The sequence below is a fragment of the Ectobacillus panaciterrae DSM 19096 genome (genome assembly GCF_000430785.1).
In the GTDB taxonomy this organism is placed as follows: domain Bacteria; phylum Bacillota; class Bacilli; order Bacillales; family Bacillaceae_G; genus Ectobacillus; species Ectobacillus panaciterrae.
In genome coordinates this window covers 42612-58720 of record NZ_AUMR01000043.1, presented here as the reverse complement: position 1 = coordinate 58720, position 16109 = coordinate 42612, and the positions used below count along the sequence as shown (strand labels likewise).

Genomic DNA, 16109 nt, shown 5'->3' with positions numbered 1-16109 from the left:
AACAAGACGCTTTGTTCCTTCTTCAGAAACTGGTTTAATGCCAATTCCGGAAGTTTCTGGGAAACGAATTTTCTTTACGCCCATTTCGTTCTGTAAAAATTCAAGCACTTTTTTCGCTTCTTCGCTGCCTTGTGCATATTCAATACCTGCATAAATATCTTCTGTGTTTTCACGGAAGATGACCATATCAGTGTCTTGCGGACGCTTAATAGGTGAAGGAACACCTTCAAAGTAGCGAACCGGACGCAAGCACACATATAGGTCAAGCTCTTGGCGAAGCGCCACGTTTAAGGAACGGATACCGCCGCCAACCGGAGTTGTAAGAGGTCCTTTAATTGCAAGTAAGTACTCATCAATTACATTAAGAGTTTCTTGTGGAAGCCATTCTCCTGTTTGGTTGAACGCTTTTTCCCCTGCAAGCACTTCTTTCCAAACGATTTTCTTTTCGCCGTTATATGCTTTTTCTACAGCTGCATCTAACACGCGGGATGCTGCAGCCCAAATGTCCGGACCTATACCATCTCCTTCGATAAAAGGAATGATCGGGTTGTTTGGTACATTCATAACGCTATCTGTTACTGTAATCTTTTGTCCTGTAGTCAATGCAATTACCCCCATATGAAAGTGTATATGAAACAAAAGAAGTCCCCAAATCCCTAAAGGGACTTCTTTTGATCAAATCGTTACGGAATTTAAAATATTTCCACTATTTAAGTTTTTACGAAAAAGCCGGATTTTTTTAAATAGATTATACTCTGTATTCAATCGCAATGTATTTTTGATTTGTCGGACCCGTATAATCTGCACGAGGACGGATTAAGCGATTGTTCTCATATTGCTCCAAAATATGAGCCAACCAGCCGGACATACGGCTTATAGCAAAAATTGGTGTGAACAAGTCATGCTCAATTCCTAAACAATGATATACAGATGCAGAATAGAAGTCTACGTTTGGCGGCAAGCCTTTAGAAGATGTTACTATGTCTTCAATCTTCACAGACATATCATACCATTTTCTTTCGCCGGACATAATTCCTAACTGCTTGGACATTTCTTTTAAATGCTTCGCGCGAGGATCGCCGTTGCGATATACGCGGTGGCCAAATCCCATGACTTTAACCTTGTTATTCAAAGCATTTGTGATATAAGGCTCTACGTTTTCTGTTTCGCCGATTTCCGTAAGCATCTTCATTACATTTTCATTTGCACCGCCGTGAAGAGGACCTTTTAAAGCACCAATCGCAGCCGCGATACCGGAGTATACATCAGAAAGTGTCGCCACACATACGCGAGCTGTAAACGTTGACGCATTCAATTCATGGTCTGCATGAAGCACAAGCGCCTTATCAAATGCTTCAATTTCAATAGTATTTGGTTCTCTGTCATTGAGCATGTACAAGAAGTTTGCAGCAAAACACAATTCTTTATGCGGAGCTACAGGCTCAAGGCCTCTTCGAATTCTTGAATAGGCAGCTACAAGAGTAGAAATTTCCGCCTGTAGTTTAACCGCTTTTAAGTAATTTGCTTTCTCATCCATTGCTTCAGCATCCTCATCATATAATGCTAGCATAGATACTGCTGTACGCAAAACGGACATTGGATGTGCTTTATCTAATTTCGTTGCTTTTAAATATTCAAGGATTTCTGCCGGAACTTCTGCATTCTCTGCCAGCTGCGCTTTTAATTCTTGCAGCTGCGCTTTGTTTGGAAGTTTGCGGTGCCATAAAAGATATACTACTTCTTCAAAAGAAGCATTTTCAGCCAAATCATCAATTTCATAGCCTACGTATGTTAAAGTATCATCAATAATAGAGCTAATAGACGATGTTGTTGCTACTACCCCTTCAAGACCTCTAATACCTGTCATAATGATCTCTCCTTTTCCTCAAAAATTTCTCCCCAACCCCGCGAGGTGCTTAGAGAAAAATAACAGAACATAAAACAATACGCAGGCATTATTTTATGTATTTGTTATTTTTCCCGCTGCAATTTGCATCTCTACATAAATTGGGCACTTCTCTATTAACTATTATAAACAATTATCAGACTTTTGTGAATGAAAAGAATTAATTAAATTTATATTACAATAAAATTCTCTCACTTTATCAGCTGTATGAGATGCATAACAGCGTATGCAATTCCAGCTCCAATAAGAGGACCGACAGCCACGCCGTTGAAAAGAGCAACTGCGAGAACCGTGCCAAAAACAAGTGCCGCTGTGATGTGCGGATCGCTTGCCAGAAGCTCAACTCCTCCTTTAGCAATAAGGGCGACCGCAATTCCTGAAGCAAGCGCAATCCAAGCATAGTATGACTTCATTGCATCCGTAAGCTGTTTAAAGCCTATCTCTCCCGTAGCGATCGGAACAAGAACGGCGATTGTAATAACGGTTACGCCAAGATTAATTCCTTTTTGGTGCAGGTATGGAAACATCTTCTCTCCTAGAAATGTCCACTTTAATACTAGCAAAACTATTATGGCAATTGTTAATGATTGGTTTTTTGCGATATAACCGATGAGAAGCAAGATGAATAAAAATAAAGTAGATTGACTAATCATAGCTGAGCTATCCTTTCATACAAAAATAATAATCCCTTACAGCAATAGCAGAGATGCCCGAAACAGCGGACATACCTTTCTTTTCATGCTCTAAACATGTAAAATAAACAACAGGAAAGTTTATCCTTTTACTATAGCATAAATATATTTTGAATAGGAGGGAAGGCCAGTTGAACCGGAATGTATTATATATAGGACTCCGCTTGCTTTTTGTTCTTGGATTGACGTTTCTCGGGCTTTACCTATTATTTTATGTATCAGGACTCGTCTATCCGTTCATTATTGCACTGATTATTGCTTACATGATTAACCCGATTGTAAACTTTTTGGATCGGAAGCTCCGGTTTCCAAGGGCGCTTGCCGTATTCGTTACCTTAGTACTTGTATTCGGCGCCATTGTCGGGCTTGTTACATTGCTTGTTATTGAAACAATTGCGGCGCTTAACTACTTGCTTGAGATTTTGCCTGATAAATTTCCAAAGCTTGTAGCGTACTTACAAGACGTCCTCGTACATAACGTCATGCCGCTGTATAACGATTTGGCTACTAAATTCAATCGGTTAGGCGAATCCCAGCAGCATACGATTACAACGAATATACAAAATTTAGGGATAGATCTTACCAATAAAGCAAAATCGCTTTTGACCGGCATCATTGCCGGATTAACAAACTTTTTAGGCGTTCTTCCGACTACAGTTACAGTGCTGATCTTTATCCTCCTTGCTACATTCTTTATCAGCAATGACTGGTATCGAATTGGCGGAGGACTGAAACGCCTGCTGCCAAAAAGGCTGCACGGATACGGTCAAACTATTTTTGAAGATTTACAAAAAGCATTATTCGGCTTTATAAAAGCACAATTCACCCTTATCTCCATGACAACTGTAATTGTATTGATTGGATTGCTTGTCCTGCGCGTTCCATACGCGATTACCATCGCTTTGATTACAGGCCTTGTAGATTTGCTGCCGTATCTCGGAACCGGCACGGTATTTGTGCCATGGATTATTTATGTATGGCTTACCGGCGACACAACCTTCGCTGTCGGCCTTCTTATTCTCTATATTGTGGTAATTGTACAAAGACAACTCATGGAGCCGAAGGTATTATCTTCCAACATAGGACTTGACCCGCTTCCGACACTGATTGCATTGTTTGTAGGCTTCCAGCTATACGGCTTTTTAGGTTTAATTATCGGTCCTGTAACACTCGTCCTGCTAAAAACGCTATATAACGCGCACGTGTTCCGCGACTTATGGATTTTCATTAAAGGAAAGAGAATATAAGAAAAGCGAAGCCGACTGTTCAGGTGCAGAACCAGAGGTTCCTTACCCTCAAAGGCGCTTTTTGCCTTTGTATGGGAAGGGTTCTCTGGTGGCAGCACCTAGGAGGCGCAGCTAGACACCACGAAAAGCGCAACCTTCGAGGTGCAGAGCGCATACAAAAACACCGCCAGCTCATGCTGGCGGTGTTTATTATTTCCGAATAACTGTAGTATTTGTCCGAAACTTTTTCTCCATCCATTTGACTATCGCATATTTAACAGGCTTGCGTGTAATAGGAAAGAGAAGAATGAATCCTAAAATATCTGTTGCGTATCCTGGTGTCAGCAAAAGCATACCTCCGGCTAGTATGCAAACTCCGTCAAGAAGAGAATCACCTGGCACTTGTCCTCGGCTGAAGCGGTAGCGAATTTCCCGTAATACCGCTAATCCTTGCTTCTTTGCTAAGTAAGCTCCAATCATTCCGGTTGCAAGTATCACGAGAAAGGTGGGAAAGATACCAATCCAATGACTGGAGGCCACCAGTAGCGAAACCTCAATTGCCGGCACTAAAATGAATAAAAAGACGAGAAGCTTCAACGTATATCTCCCCCGTACCAGTTTCATGTTGTCACGCTCTAACCGTCCGTAATTCCTTTTGCATCTCAACGAAGAGAACGGACGCTAAGAGCCTGATTGGTTCAGCTAACATCACCCGGAAAAACGCCGGCTGATGAAGTTTCACCTTATCACGCTCTAACCGTCCGTAATTCCTTTTGCATTTCAACGAAGAGAACGGACGCTAAGAGCCTGATTGGTTCAGCTAACATCACCCGGAAAAACGCCGGCTGATGAAGTTTCACCTTATAAAAAAGAGAAGGATCCGAGTCCTTCTCTTTATTTTATGCTTATAGCACTACCGCATGTCCATTATAAACAATTCCGCGTGCTGCATCAACCGTTACTTCTTGGCCGTCTTTTAGAACAGCAGTCGCGTTTGGTACGCCTACAATAACCGGAATGCCGATAGACACGCCTACTACTGCAGCATGGCTTGTTAAGCCGCCTTCTTCAATGACAAGAGCAGACGCTTTTTCAATCGCCGGCATCATATCCTTGTCTGTGCTGATTGTAACAAGGATATCTCCTTCTGCCATTTTAGCTAACGCTTCTTCTGCATTTTTTGCCACTACTGTTTTTCCTTTTGCAGATTTACGGCCGATGCCTTGTCCTTTTACAAGCTGCTCGCCGACAACGTGCACTTTCATTAAGTTTGTAGTGCCTGTTTCGCCGACAGGGACGCCTGCTGTAATTACAACAGTATCACCAAAGCCGATAATTCCTGCATCCATGCCTGTATCAATTGCAGTTTCCAGCATTTCGTCTGTAGAGTATACCTTTTCCTTCGCAAGATAAGCCTGCACACCCCATACAAGAGCGAGTTTACGGCATACTCTTTCATCAAACGTAACTGCCACAATCGGAGATTTCGGACGATATTTAGAAATCATTTTTGCCGTATAGCCGCTCTCTGTCGGTGTTACGATAGCAGCTACATCTAATGAAATCGCTGTATGCGCTACAGATTGGCTGATTGCATCTGTAATCGTAGGCTTCGCTTCCTTCATGCGCTTACGGAACAAGTCTTGATACTGCAAGGAACGCTCAACGCGAGAAGCGATTGTTGCCATCATTTTTACGGATTCAACAGGATATAAACCTGCTGCTGTTTCACCAGAAAGCATGATTGCATCCGTTCCGTCAAAAATTGCATTTGCCACATCACTTGCTTCCGCACGCGTCGGACGAGGATTGCGCTGCATAGAGTCCAGCATTTGCGTAGCTGTAATAACAGGTTTTCCTAAAAGATTGCACTTCTTGATTAAACGTTTTTGCACAAGAGGCACTTCTTCCGGCGGAATCTCTACACCCATATCGCCGCGTGCTACCATTAAGCCGTCAGACACTTCTAAAATAGAATCGATGTTGTCGATACCTTCTTGGTTTTCGATTTTTGGAATGATTTGAATGTTCTTTGCGCCATTCTCTTCTAGTAATTCTCGGATTTCTAATACATCAGATGCTTTACGTACAAAAGAAGCAGCAATGAAATCCACACCTTGCTCAATACCAAAAATGATATCCTGTACGTCTTTTTCTGTAATGCCCGGCAGCTTGATGCTTACGTTCGGAACGTTTACGCCTTTTTTGTTTTTCACAAGACCGCTGTTCAACACTTTTGTGCGGATTTCTCCGTTTGCTTTTTCAAGCACTTCTAATTCAATCAGACCATCGTCAATTAAGATGCGGGAGCCTAGATCCACATCATCATACAAACCTGCATAAGAAACAGAAAATTTCTCAGCTGTTCCCAGTACTTGCTCTGTAGAAATGATTACTTCTGCACCCATTTTTAATTCGGCTTGTCCGTTCTCAAAATCATGCGTGCGAATTTCTGGACCTTTTGTATCTAAAAGAACCGCTACTGTTTTGCCTGCTTGCTTCGCTGCTTCGCGAATGTTTTGGATGCGGGCTCCATGCTCTTCGTGGCTTCCATGTGAAAAGTTTAAACGGGCTACGTTCATGCCCGCCTCCATTAATTGTGTTAATTGCTCAATGCTTTCGCTTGCAGGACCTATAGTACATACGATTTTTGTTTTACGCATAAAATACCTCCGCTCGTTTCTGAAAACGTTCCCATTTCTCTTGGACTGCCCTGATTGTATATCTGTTTTTTAAATAGACAATTCTTTTGATAACCTATACATATCTGAATCAATTGTATGCTTCTGCGCTAACGCTTCCATGATGTCGTGATCGATAATCTTATTGTTTTGAATGCCTACGCAGCGTCCGCCTTTTCCTTCAATCAGAAGTTCTACAGCTCTCGCACCGAGTCGGCCTGCCAGCACACGGTCAGCTGCGCTTGGCGACCCGCCGCGCTGCACATGTCCTAATACTGTTACGCGCGTATCCAAACTTGTTACTTCTTGAATCTTTTTGCCAAACTCAATTGCGCTGCCTACGCCTTCTGCCACTATAATGATACTATGCTTTTTGCCGCGCTCATGACCGCGCTGCAAACGTGCGATTACATCATCCATATCGTAGTCTGCTTCCGGAACAAGAATCGTTTCCGCACCGCCTGCCAAGCCAGCCCATAACGCGATGTCGCCTGCATGGCGTCCCATTACCTCAATTACATATGTACGTTCATGAGAAGTAGCTGTATCACGAATTTTATCAATTGCATCAATAACTGTATTCAGCGCTGTATCAAAGCCGATCGTAAAGTCCGTTCCCGGAATATCGTTATCAATTGTTCCCGGTACGCCTACGCATGGGAAGCCGTGCTCCGTCAGTTTTTTCGCACCTTGATAAGATCCGTCTCCGCCAATTACAACAAGCCCTTCGATACCGAACTTGTTCAACTGCTCGATTCCCTTCATTTGCCCTTCTAATGTTTTAAATTCAGGGCATCTTGCCGTATATAGCTTAGTTCCGCCGCGATGAATAATATCGCCTACAGATCCTAGTTCCAATTTTTCAATATGACCAGAAATTAACCCTGCATAGCCATGATAAATCCCGTACACTTCCAGGTCATGGTATATGGCTTTCCGAACAACTGCACGAATGGCAGCATTCATACCAGGTGAATCTCCGCCGCTTGTTAAAACCCCTATTCGTTTCATTCGCTCTCACCTCAAAAGAATATTCGCCTTTTTATGAACTACTTACAGTTTTGTCGAAATACAAGTATCTTAATGACATGATTCATATTGAAGGCATGGCCCTCATCATATTTTATCATTACATTTCACTGTTATGCAATTTATCTTCTATTTCCGATTTACAGAAAGGTAAGACTTCATTCCACAACTTAAAATACACGAAAATACTGAAAAATACAATGGAGAATATGTAAATTTTTAAAAGAATTACAATTCTATTTCGATATTTTATACTTTCTGGTGTGTTAAAAAAAGCGTGCATCCTTAAGGATACACGCTTTTTTTAGTTCACGATAGAATTTGCAGAAAATGCAATTTGACCGATTTTCATATATTTGTTATAGCGCTGCTCGACAAGCTGCTCCTTTGTCATCGCGCTCAATTGCTTGAGCGCGGTTTCAAGCACCGCGTTGATTTTCTCAGCCTGCTCCAATATATCCCGATGAGCACCGCCGCGAACTTCCGGGATGATTTCATCGATAACACCCAATCTTTTCAAATCTGCCGCTGTAATGCCCATCGCCTCGGCAGCTTCTTTCGCTTTGCTTGCGTCTTTCCAAAGAATCGCCGCCGCTCCTTCAGGAGAAATCACAGAATAGGTTGAATTTTCCAACATGTAAATATAATTGCCTACTCCTAATCCTAATGCGCCGCCGCTGCCGCCTTCTCCGATTACGATGCAGACCACCGGCACCGTGAGTCCAGCCATTTCAAACAAGTTTCGGGCAATCGCTTCGCTTTGTCCGCGCTCTTCTCCCGCTTTCCCTGGATAGGCTCCCTTCGTATCAATAAAACAGATGATGGGACGGTTGAACTTTTCAGCCTGCTTCATTAGACGCAGCGCTTTTCTGTATCCCTCCGGATGAGGCATGCCGAAGTTACGACGAATGTTTTCCTTCGTATCTTTTCCGCGCTGATGTCCAATTACGGTCACTGGAATTCCGTTGTATTTAGCAATGCCGCCTACAATCGCTGCATCGTCGCCGTATACCCGGTCGCCATGGCATTCAAAAAAGTCCGGAAATAAATGTTCAATATAGTCAAGGGTGGTCGGCCGTTCTGGATGGCGAGCGAGTTGCACTCGATCCCACACTCTCATATTGCTATAAACTTCGGTTTCCAAGTTTTCCAGTTTCGCTTCCAAAATACGAATTTCTCCGCTAAAATCCATACTGCTGTTTTTCGTATATTCCTTCAGCTCTTGTATTTTGCTGCGCAGCTCTATAATAGGCTTTTCAAACTCTAACTCTGCCATACCGCCGTTTCCCCTCCTTGGTGAAGCTCTAAAATCGTGCGTAATGTATCTCGCATCTCTAATCGCTTTACAACCGCATCAAGCTGACCGTGCTGCAGCAAAAATTCCGCTGTTTGAAAATCCTCCGGAAGCTCCTCACGCACTGTCTGTTCAATTACGCGTCTTCCTGCAAATCCAATTAATGCTCCCGGCTCTGCCAAATTATAGTCTCCCAGGGATGCAAAGCTTGCCGAAACGCCTCCTGTAGTCGGATGAGTCATCACAGAAATAATAAGACCGCCTTCTTCGCTATAACGCTTAAGCGCTACGCTTGTTTTGGCCATTTGCATTAAGCTGAGTATGCCTTCTTGCATACGCGCTCCGCCTGATGCTGTAAAAATCAGAAACGGCACTCGCAGTTCGCGGGCCTTCTCCACTGCTCTTGCAATTTTCTCTCCTACTACCGAGCCCATGCTGCCCATACGGAAACGTGCATCCATTACCGCCACTACAACAAGCATGTCGTCAACCGTTCCTTCTCCTGTCACAATAGCTTCATTTAGCTTTGTTTTTTTCCGGTCGCCTTCCAGTTTTTCCTCATAATCCGGAAAATCAAGAGGATTCACTGAAATCATGTCCTTGTCATATTCGCGAAACGTACTATCATCCAATAAGCTTTCCAGTCTTTCGTAGGCATTCATTTGATGATGATGGCCGCAGTTCATACACACTTTTAAGTTTTTGAGAAGTTCCTTCGTGTACATGATTTTCTTGCAGCTCGGACATTTTGTCATCAAGCCGTCCGGTACGTCTCTGCGTATTTGCTCCGAAGGAACTGCCACGTATTTCTTTTTCTTTAAGAATAGATCTCTTAGCATGTTGACCCCTCCTTTAGGAACGCTGCCTTGTAAAGAACACGGGAACTACATCATGCACCCGTGTTCTTGAAACAAGCTAACCTTTTCCTTACTTTACCTGTTATGCAAGAGAATGTTTGTCAGAACGTGTCAAGGTCATCTCGACAAATTTAGAACTTTACTCTTTTATGAAAGCATCATACAAGCGCAAAGCCTCTGCTTCGTCCCTATTTTTTATCGCTCTATAGATTTTCAAATACAACTCTCTATCCTCAAGCTGCACATCGAAAGAAAGCGTAGAAGTATAATCGCTCACAATGAGCCAAATACGATATAACAAATAGTTGTTCGTTTTCTCCATTGCTTCCTTCCAAAACGTATGTTGAGAAGCGGGCAGAGAAGTTTCTTCAGAAGACAGAGCCTGCCATAAAGCCCCGTCTTGGCAAAGCAGACGAATCGCGTCTTTCTCAAGCAGCGTTTTCACCTGCAGCAAACCCTGCTTCGTTTTTTCATCCTGCAGCAAAAACGTAGCAATTAATTGAACGAGACCATGCTCATAAAAATTTTTTACGAACGTTCCCTCGCCTCGCCTCGTTTCAATTAAGCCGACAAGCTCCAATGCACGCAATGCCTCTCGGACAGAGGACCGCCCGACATGCAAACGCGCGCTCAGCTCTCTTTCAGACGGAAGGCGATCTCCCGCCCTCAATTCGTCTTCTTCGATGATGGAACGAATCTTTTGGACAATTTCGAGATACACTTTCGACTGTACTGTCAATGCTCATTCCTCGCTTATTGTTTTCCTATAGTCGCTAGTAGCTTCGTTTTCTCCGCCACTTCACTTGGATCTACTTTGCGGCGCGCCACTCCTGTTTCCATTGCGGCCTTTGCCACGTATGCCGCTACTTGCGGCGCTACACGCGGATCGAATGGACCAGGTATAATATAGTCAGCATTCAGTTCTTCATCGGATACTAATTCTGCGATAGCTCGTACAGCTGCAATCTTCATATCTTCGTTAATTTGTGTGGCATGAGTATCGAGCGCTCCGCGGAAAATACCCGGGAAGGCCAATACATTGTTTACCTGATTCGGAAAGTCGGAACGCCCTGTTCCCACCACAGCTGCGCCCGCTTCTTTAGCTTCTGCAGGCATAATTTCCGGATTCGGGTTTGCCATTGCAAAAATAATGGCATTTTCGTTCATGGTATGTACCATCTCTTTTGTAAGAGCACCCTCTGCTGATACGCCGACGAATACGTCTGAACCTTTAATTACATCTGTCAAAGAGCCTTGAACGCGGTCGCGGTTTGTATATTTCGCTATTTCGTCTTTTACTGCATTCATGCCGTGCGGACGACCTTCATAAATCGCACCTTTCGTATCGCACATAATGATATCGCGCACACCATAGTGATACAAAAGTTTCATAATCGCAATGCCTGCCGCACCCGCACCGTTTGCAACAACTTTAATTTCAGACATTTTCTTGCCGACCAATTTTAAAGCATTTACGAGTCCAGCCACTGTTACAATTGCTGTACCGTGCTGATCATCATGGAACACAGGGATGTTTGTTTCCTTTTTCAAGCGCTCTTCAATAATAAAGCAGCTTGGCGCCGCAATATCTTCCAAATTTACACCGCCGAATGTCGGTTCAAGCAATTTGACCGTTTCAACGATTTTATCTACATCGTTTGTATTTAAAGCGAGAGGAAAAGCATCTACACCAGCAAAGCTCTTGAATAATACAGCTTTTCCTTCCATAACCGGCAGCGATGCTTCCGGGCCGATATTGCCAAGTCCCAATACAGCCGTTCCATCCGTCACAACTGCTACCATATTGCCCTTCATCGTATATTCATATACCTTGCTTTTGTCGTCGTAAATAGCCTTACATGGCTCTGCTACCCCAGGAGAATAAGCCAGACTTAAATCCTTTGCGTTTTCCACTTTCACCTTTGATACTGTTTCTAATTTTCCTTGATGCACTCTATGCATGTGAAGTGCTTCTTCCCGAAGTGTTGACAAACTATTCACTCTCCTCATACTGTTCCTGCCGTATGTTGTTGCTCGTCCTAGTGGTCTGACCACAAACGCTATTTTTACTATAAGGGATAATACAGGAAAAATCCATTATATTTTGCATACAACATTTTCCTGTCCCGCAACGTTGCGAAGCGCTTGTAAGCACCCCTCATTAGGATGAACGGAAAACATACGTGATAATTGTACCATTTTATGCTCTTTTTCATAATAAATTAATGTTTTTGCGTAACCCGGGTGATGAAAGGCTGCAGCGGTGATGTTTCCTAGCAGCGCTTTCTCATATTGGGAAGGCACTTTAATATAAACAGTGCTGTTTTTATATTTTTCATATTGTTCTATTTCATCAAGCGCATACAGTCCTGTTATAACCCACTGTCTTTTATTGTTTCGCATGCTAACAGAGCCTTCTATAAGCAGCATCCGGTCTTCTTGAACGAGAGACGAAAAATAGAGATACGTTTCGGGAAACATCACCGCCTCCAGCTCTTCTCCTTCATCGCAAATGGTTAAAAACGCCATCTTTTGCAGCTTTTTCGTGCGAATGACCTTCGCTCCTGTTATAAATCCAATAGACCGAATCACCTTCTGCTCGCTTTCTAAAGCCTGCCTCAGCGTCAACAGATTCAGCTCTTCAATAAGCTGCTTATAGACAGAAGTAGGAGATTCTGATAAGTAGAAGCCAAGCATTTCCTTTTCCAGCTTCAGCTTTTCCATAGCAGGCAGCGGCTCTGCTTCCGTATACTGCGGCTTTGGAACGAGGTCTTCGTCTAAGAACATACTCCCCTCATCCGGCCTTACAAGCTCTCTATACTCAAGTGCCGTTTCTATACTCGCCAGCAAAGATGCACGCTCTGGACAGAAATCGTCAAAGCAGCCCGCGCAAATCATTGCTTCTAGGTTGCGTCTCGTTACAATCCGCGCCGGCAAACGCACACAAAAATCAAACAAATCGGCAAACGGCCTCTTATCTCGTTCTTGGATGATTTCTTTAACGGTCGCCATACCGATATTCCTTATCGCAAGCAAACTGTATCGAATGCTTGTTTCCTCCGCTCTGAATCGATAGCCGCTCTTTCGAATAGACGGCGGCAGAATCGAGATGCCGCGGCGCTGGGCTTCTCGCACGTACTGAATAATTTTGTCCTCATTCCCAATCGCGCTTGACAATAAAGATGCCATAAATTCCAGCGGATAATTCGCCTTTAAGTACGCCAACTGATAAGCAATCATACTGTAAGCGGCTGCGTGGCTTCGGTTAAATCCGTAATTGGCAAAACGGACAATAAGATCGTATACATCATGAGCCGTTTGTTCATCATAGCCTTTTTGCAAGCAGCCCTTTACAAAATGCTCGCGTTCTTTATCTAAAATATCTCGATTCTTTTTGCTTACAGCCCTGCGCAGCAAATCCGCCTCGCCGAGTGAGAATCCGGCCATCCGAGACGCGATTTGCATAATCTGCTCCTGATATACGATAACGCCGTATGTTCTTTTTAAAATCGGCTCCAGGTCGGGATGCAGATAATGAATCGTTCGTTTTCCGTGTTTAGATTCAATGAATACCGGAATTTGTTCCATTGGCCCTGGACGATAGAGTGCATTTACCGCAACAATATCTTCAAATTCTGTAGGCTTCAGCGAAGACAGGACTTTTCTCATTCCCTCTGATTCAAGCTGAAAAATCCCTGTTGTATCTCCTTCTCCCAGCAACGCAAAGGTTGCCGGGTCATTTAAAGGAAACGATCGTAAATCAACGGATGTTCCTTTTGTTTCTCGAATAAGACTGCGGATATTTTCCAGCAAAGTTAAATTCCGAAGGCCGAGGAAGTCCATTTTAAGCATACCCAATTCCTCCAAAATATCTGCCGGGTATTGCGTAATGTACACTTCATTATGGCCCTCTTGAATTGCCACGCTGTCCGTAAGAGGTGTATCGCTCATAATAACACCGGCAGCATGAACAGATGTATGGCGCGGCAAGCCCTCTGCTTTTTGTGCAATCTCATAGACCCGCTCGTAAAGAGGCTGGCTGTGGATATGTTCACGAAGTGCGGCAGATTCAGCGTACGCCATTTTAAGCGTGATGCCGATTTTGGATGGAATAAGCTTAGAAAACCGATCAATCTCCTTCGGTGCAAGACCGTGCGCCCTCGCTACATCGCGCACTGCTGCTTTGGCAGCCATGGTCCCAAACGTAACGATTTGTGCCACATGGAGTTGCCCGTACTTCTCTGCCACATAGCGAATGATTTCATCGCGACGGATATCCGGAAAGTCTATATCAATATCTGGAAGTGTAATGCGCTCTGGATTCAAAAAACGTTCAAAGAGCAAATCATAAGCAATCGGGTCAATGTCTGTAATGCTCAGCACATAAGCAACAATCGAACCAGCAGCAGAGCCGCGCCCTGGTCCCGTTAAAATGCGGCGGCTGTGCGCATGCTTCATAAAGTCCCACACGATTAAAAAATAATCGCTGAATCCCATTCTTGAAATCACATCCAGTTCGTGATTCAAGCGTTCTATATGGCGTTCCTCTACACTCTCATACCGCTTATACAGTCTTTCCTCACAAATGCGCCGTAAGTATTCATCTGATGTTTCACCGGAAGAGACCGGAAACTTCGGCAAACGATTTGCATGGAAAGAAATTTCTACATGACAACGATCTGCAACAGCTGCTGTATTTGCAAGAGCCGACGGGATGTGAGAAAACAATGCAGTTATCTCTTCCTGTGCCTTCAGTTCATATTCGTTTGTTTCCATACGAGGCCGGGTCTCATCTGTCAGCTTCGTGCCGCTGTCGATGGATAGCAAGCATTCATGAACAGGCGCATCATCTTTGTATATGTAACGAACATCATTTGTTACGACTAACGGGACACCCATTTCTTCATGAAGCTGCACGATTTTCGTGTTCAGCCATTGCTCCTGCGCCAAGTCATGATTTTGCAGACTAAGGTAAAATGTCGGAAACATAGTTTGATACAGATGAACAGCTTCTCTCGCTTTTTCCTCTTCTCGCTGCAGCAAGTACTGCTCGACTTCTCCATGCTGACCGGGAGAAATGGCAATCAGGCCTTCTGCATAACGAGACAGCCATTTCTTCGGAATGCCGTCTTTTGCCTTTGTCATAATACTGCTTGAGATTTTAATTAAGTTGCGGTATCCCGTCTCGTTTTCCGCCAGCAGCACAAGCGGGTAGGCTATGCCTTCTTCATGCAAAATTGAAGCGGTTAAACCGAGAATCGGCTTAATTCCCGACTTTTTGCACGCCTTATAAAACGGAACTGCGCCGTACATGACATTTTCATCTGTAATCGCCAGCGCTTCCATTCCCAATTCTTTCGCACGGCGTACAAGCTCTTCTATTGTACACGTGCTTTTTAACAGACTATAGACGGTTTGACATTGCAAATGTACAAACTTCACTTGTATACCCTCACCTTTTTTCATCTTTAATTTGATTATATTAGATGATGACGACGTAAATCAAAACATACTGCCTTCTCTTTGTCCATATATATAGAGGTGAGAGAGGAGGATGATCGTGGAAGTTAAGCAAACCTTTTTTTCACTCCTTATTACGAGCTATTTTATCGCATTCGGCGTTATGCTCGGCGGATCGTTAATTGGAGGAATCGGTTCATTTTTAGTAGGACAGCCTCCTCTGACGATGATTAAACGATTCGCGGACAGCTTGCGCATTTGGGCGCTTGTCGCCGCAATCGGCGGTACATTTGATACATTTTACAGTTTAGAGCGCGGTATTTTCCAAGGAGAGATAAAAGACATCATTAAGCAAGGTTTGCTCATTGTATTCGCTACAGGCGGAATGCAAACCGGGCTCATTATTATCAAATGGATTACAGAGGAGCATGTATGAGAATTCCTCCTCTGTATAAATCGAGATTTTGGCAAGCCATTTTCGGGGGCATGGCTGTCGGCGGAATCATTAGCTGGATTATTTTTTTGTATATATACGGGGAATTCCAAGAAGAACAGCGAAAGCTTATCTTCACACAGCAAAACGAAATAGACAGGTTGGAGAAAGCCTATCACTTGCTTATGGAGGATAAGCAAAAGCTAAATGAGGAGAATAAACGAATTCTTACTATACAAGACATCAAAATCGAAATTTTAAACCACGAACAGTACGATCTGGACTCGCTGGCCGTTCACGGTTTAATGACCGATGTAAAAAGCGATTTGCAAAGTCTGCTTACCAAAAGCGTGCAAAGCGTTGCTACTAATAAAGAACTGCTTCAAAGAGCAATTGAAAACAAAGTATATAAAAGAGCTGATAGATCGTACCGTTTTGAAGTGCGAACCATGTATTTTGATACAGTACTGGAAATCTCATTAAAGATAAAACGAGAATGATGAACGGCAGGGGCCTCCCTGCTGCTTTTTT

14 protein-coding genes are annotated in these 16109 nt (G+C 43.5%); 3 read left to right on the top strand and 11 right to left on the bottom strand.

Annotated elements, in window-relative coordinates:
* From H540_RS0111780 to H540_RS0111770, 3 genes are all read right to left on the bottom strand, one after another.
* Window positions 1–603, bottom strand: a 603-nt coding sequence (locus tag H540_RS0111780) for an isocitrate/isopropylmalate family dehydrogenase (RefSeq protein WP_028400825.1), incomplete at its 3' end; no start/stop codon positions are given.
* 145 nt (window positions 604–748) lie between these two features.
* Window positions 749–1867 (bottom strand): citrate synthase, encoded by a 1119-nt coding sequence (citZ, locus tag H540_RS0111775; protein ID WP_028400824.1) that lies wholly within the window; start codon window positions 1865–1867, stop codon window positions 749–751.
* A gap of 230 nt (window positions 1868–2097) precedes the next feature.
* Window positions 2098–2559, bottom strand: a complete 462-nt coding sequence (locus H540_RS0111770; protein WP_028400823.1) for a DUF441 domain-containing protein — start codon at window positions 2557–2559, stop codon at window positions 2098–2100.
* 170 nt (window positions 2560–2729) lie between these two features.
* Between H540_RS0111770 and ytvI the strand changes: the two genes are divergently transcribed.
* Window positions 2730–3845: a sporulation integral membrane protein YtvI gene (gene ytvI / locus H540_RS0111765; protein ID WP_028400822.1), complete on the top strand. Its 1116-nt coding sequence runs from the start codon at window positions 2730–2732 to the stop codon at window positions 3843–3845.
* Window positions 3846–4034: 189 nt separating this feature from the next.
* On the opposite strand, the gene H540_RS0111760 is transcribed toward ytvI, so the two are convergent.
* From H540_RS0111760 to dnaE, 8 genes are all read right to left on the bottom strand, one after another.
* Window positions 4035–4421 carry an FxsA family protein gene (locus H540_RS0111760; RefSeq protein ID WP_028400821.1) on the bottom strand — a complete coding sequence of 129 codons (387 nt, stop codon included), beginning with the start codon at window positions 4419–4421 and terminating at the stop codon, window positions 4035–4037.
* 308 nt (window positions 4422–4729) lie between these two features.
* On the bottom strand, window positions 4730–6487 hold the full coding sequence (gene pyk, locus H540_RS0111755; protein WP_028400820.1) for a pyruvate kinase: 1758 nt from the start codon (window positions 6485–6487) through the stop codon (window positions 4730–4732).
* A gap of 69 nt (window positions 6488–6556) precedes the next feature.
* Complete coding sequence (gene pfkA, locus H540_RS0111750) at window positions 6557–7516, bottom strand: 6-phosphofructokinase (protein ID WP_028400819.1); 960 nt, start codon at window positions 7514–7516, stop codon at window positions 6557–6559.
* Window positions 7517–7838: 322 nt separating this feature from the next.
* A complete protein-coding gene (accA, locus tag H540_RS0111745; protein WP_028400818.1) occupies window positions 7839–8810 on the bottom strand; it encodes an acetyl-CoA carboxylase carboxyl transferase subunit alpha in 972 nt (323 codons plus the stop codon).
* On the bottom strand, window positions 8798–9667 hold the full coding sequence (gene accD, locus H540_RS0111740) for an acetyl-CoA carboxylase, carboxyltransferase subunit beta (RefSeq protein ID WP_028400817.1): 870 nt from the start codon (window positions 9665–9667) through the stop codon (window positions 8798–8800). The genes accA and accD overlap by 13 nt, the downstream gene beginning before the upstream one ends.
* 157 nt (window positions 9668–9824) lie before the next feature.
* Window positions 9825–10424, bottom strand: coding sequence for a FadR/GntR family transcriptional regulator (locus H540_RS0111735; protein ID WP_034670889.1), 600 nt, complete (start codon window positions 10422–10424; stop codon window positions 9825–9827).
* A 14-nt stretch (window positions 10425–10438) separates the two neighbouring features.
* Window positions 10439–11677, bottom strand: coding sequence for an NADP-dependent malic enzyme (ystJ, locus tag H540_RS0111730; protein ID WP_028400815.1), 1239 nt, complete (start codon window positions 11675–11677; stop codon window positions 10439–10441).
* Between the two features lie 105 nt (window positions 11678–11782).
* Window positions 11783–15127 (bottom strand): DNA polymerase III subunit alpha, encoded by a 3345-nt coding sequence (gene dnaE, locus H540_RS0111725; protein WP_028400814.1) that lies wholly within the window; start codon window positions 15125–15127, stop codon window positions 11783–11785.
* 118 nt (window positions 15128–15245) lie between these two features.
* Here dnaE and ytrH point away from each other — a divergent pair, with 118 nt between their 5' ends.
* On the top strand, window positions 15246–15581 hold the full coding sequence (gene ytrH, locus H540_RS0111720) for a sporulation membrane protein YtrH (RefSeq protein ID WP_028400813.1): 336 nt from the start codon (window positions 15246–15248) through the stop codon (window positions 15579–15581).
* A complete protein-coding gene (gene ytrI, locus H540_RS0111715) occupies window positions 15578–16078 on the top strand; it encodes a sporulation membrane protein YtrI (RefSeq protein ID WP_028400812.1) in 501 nt (166 codons plus the stop codon). The genes ytrH and ytrI overlap by 4 nt, the downstream gene beginning before the upstream one ends.
* Window positions 16079–16109: the final 31 nt, after the last annotated feature.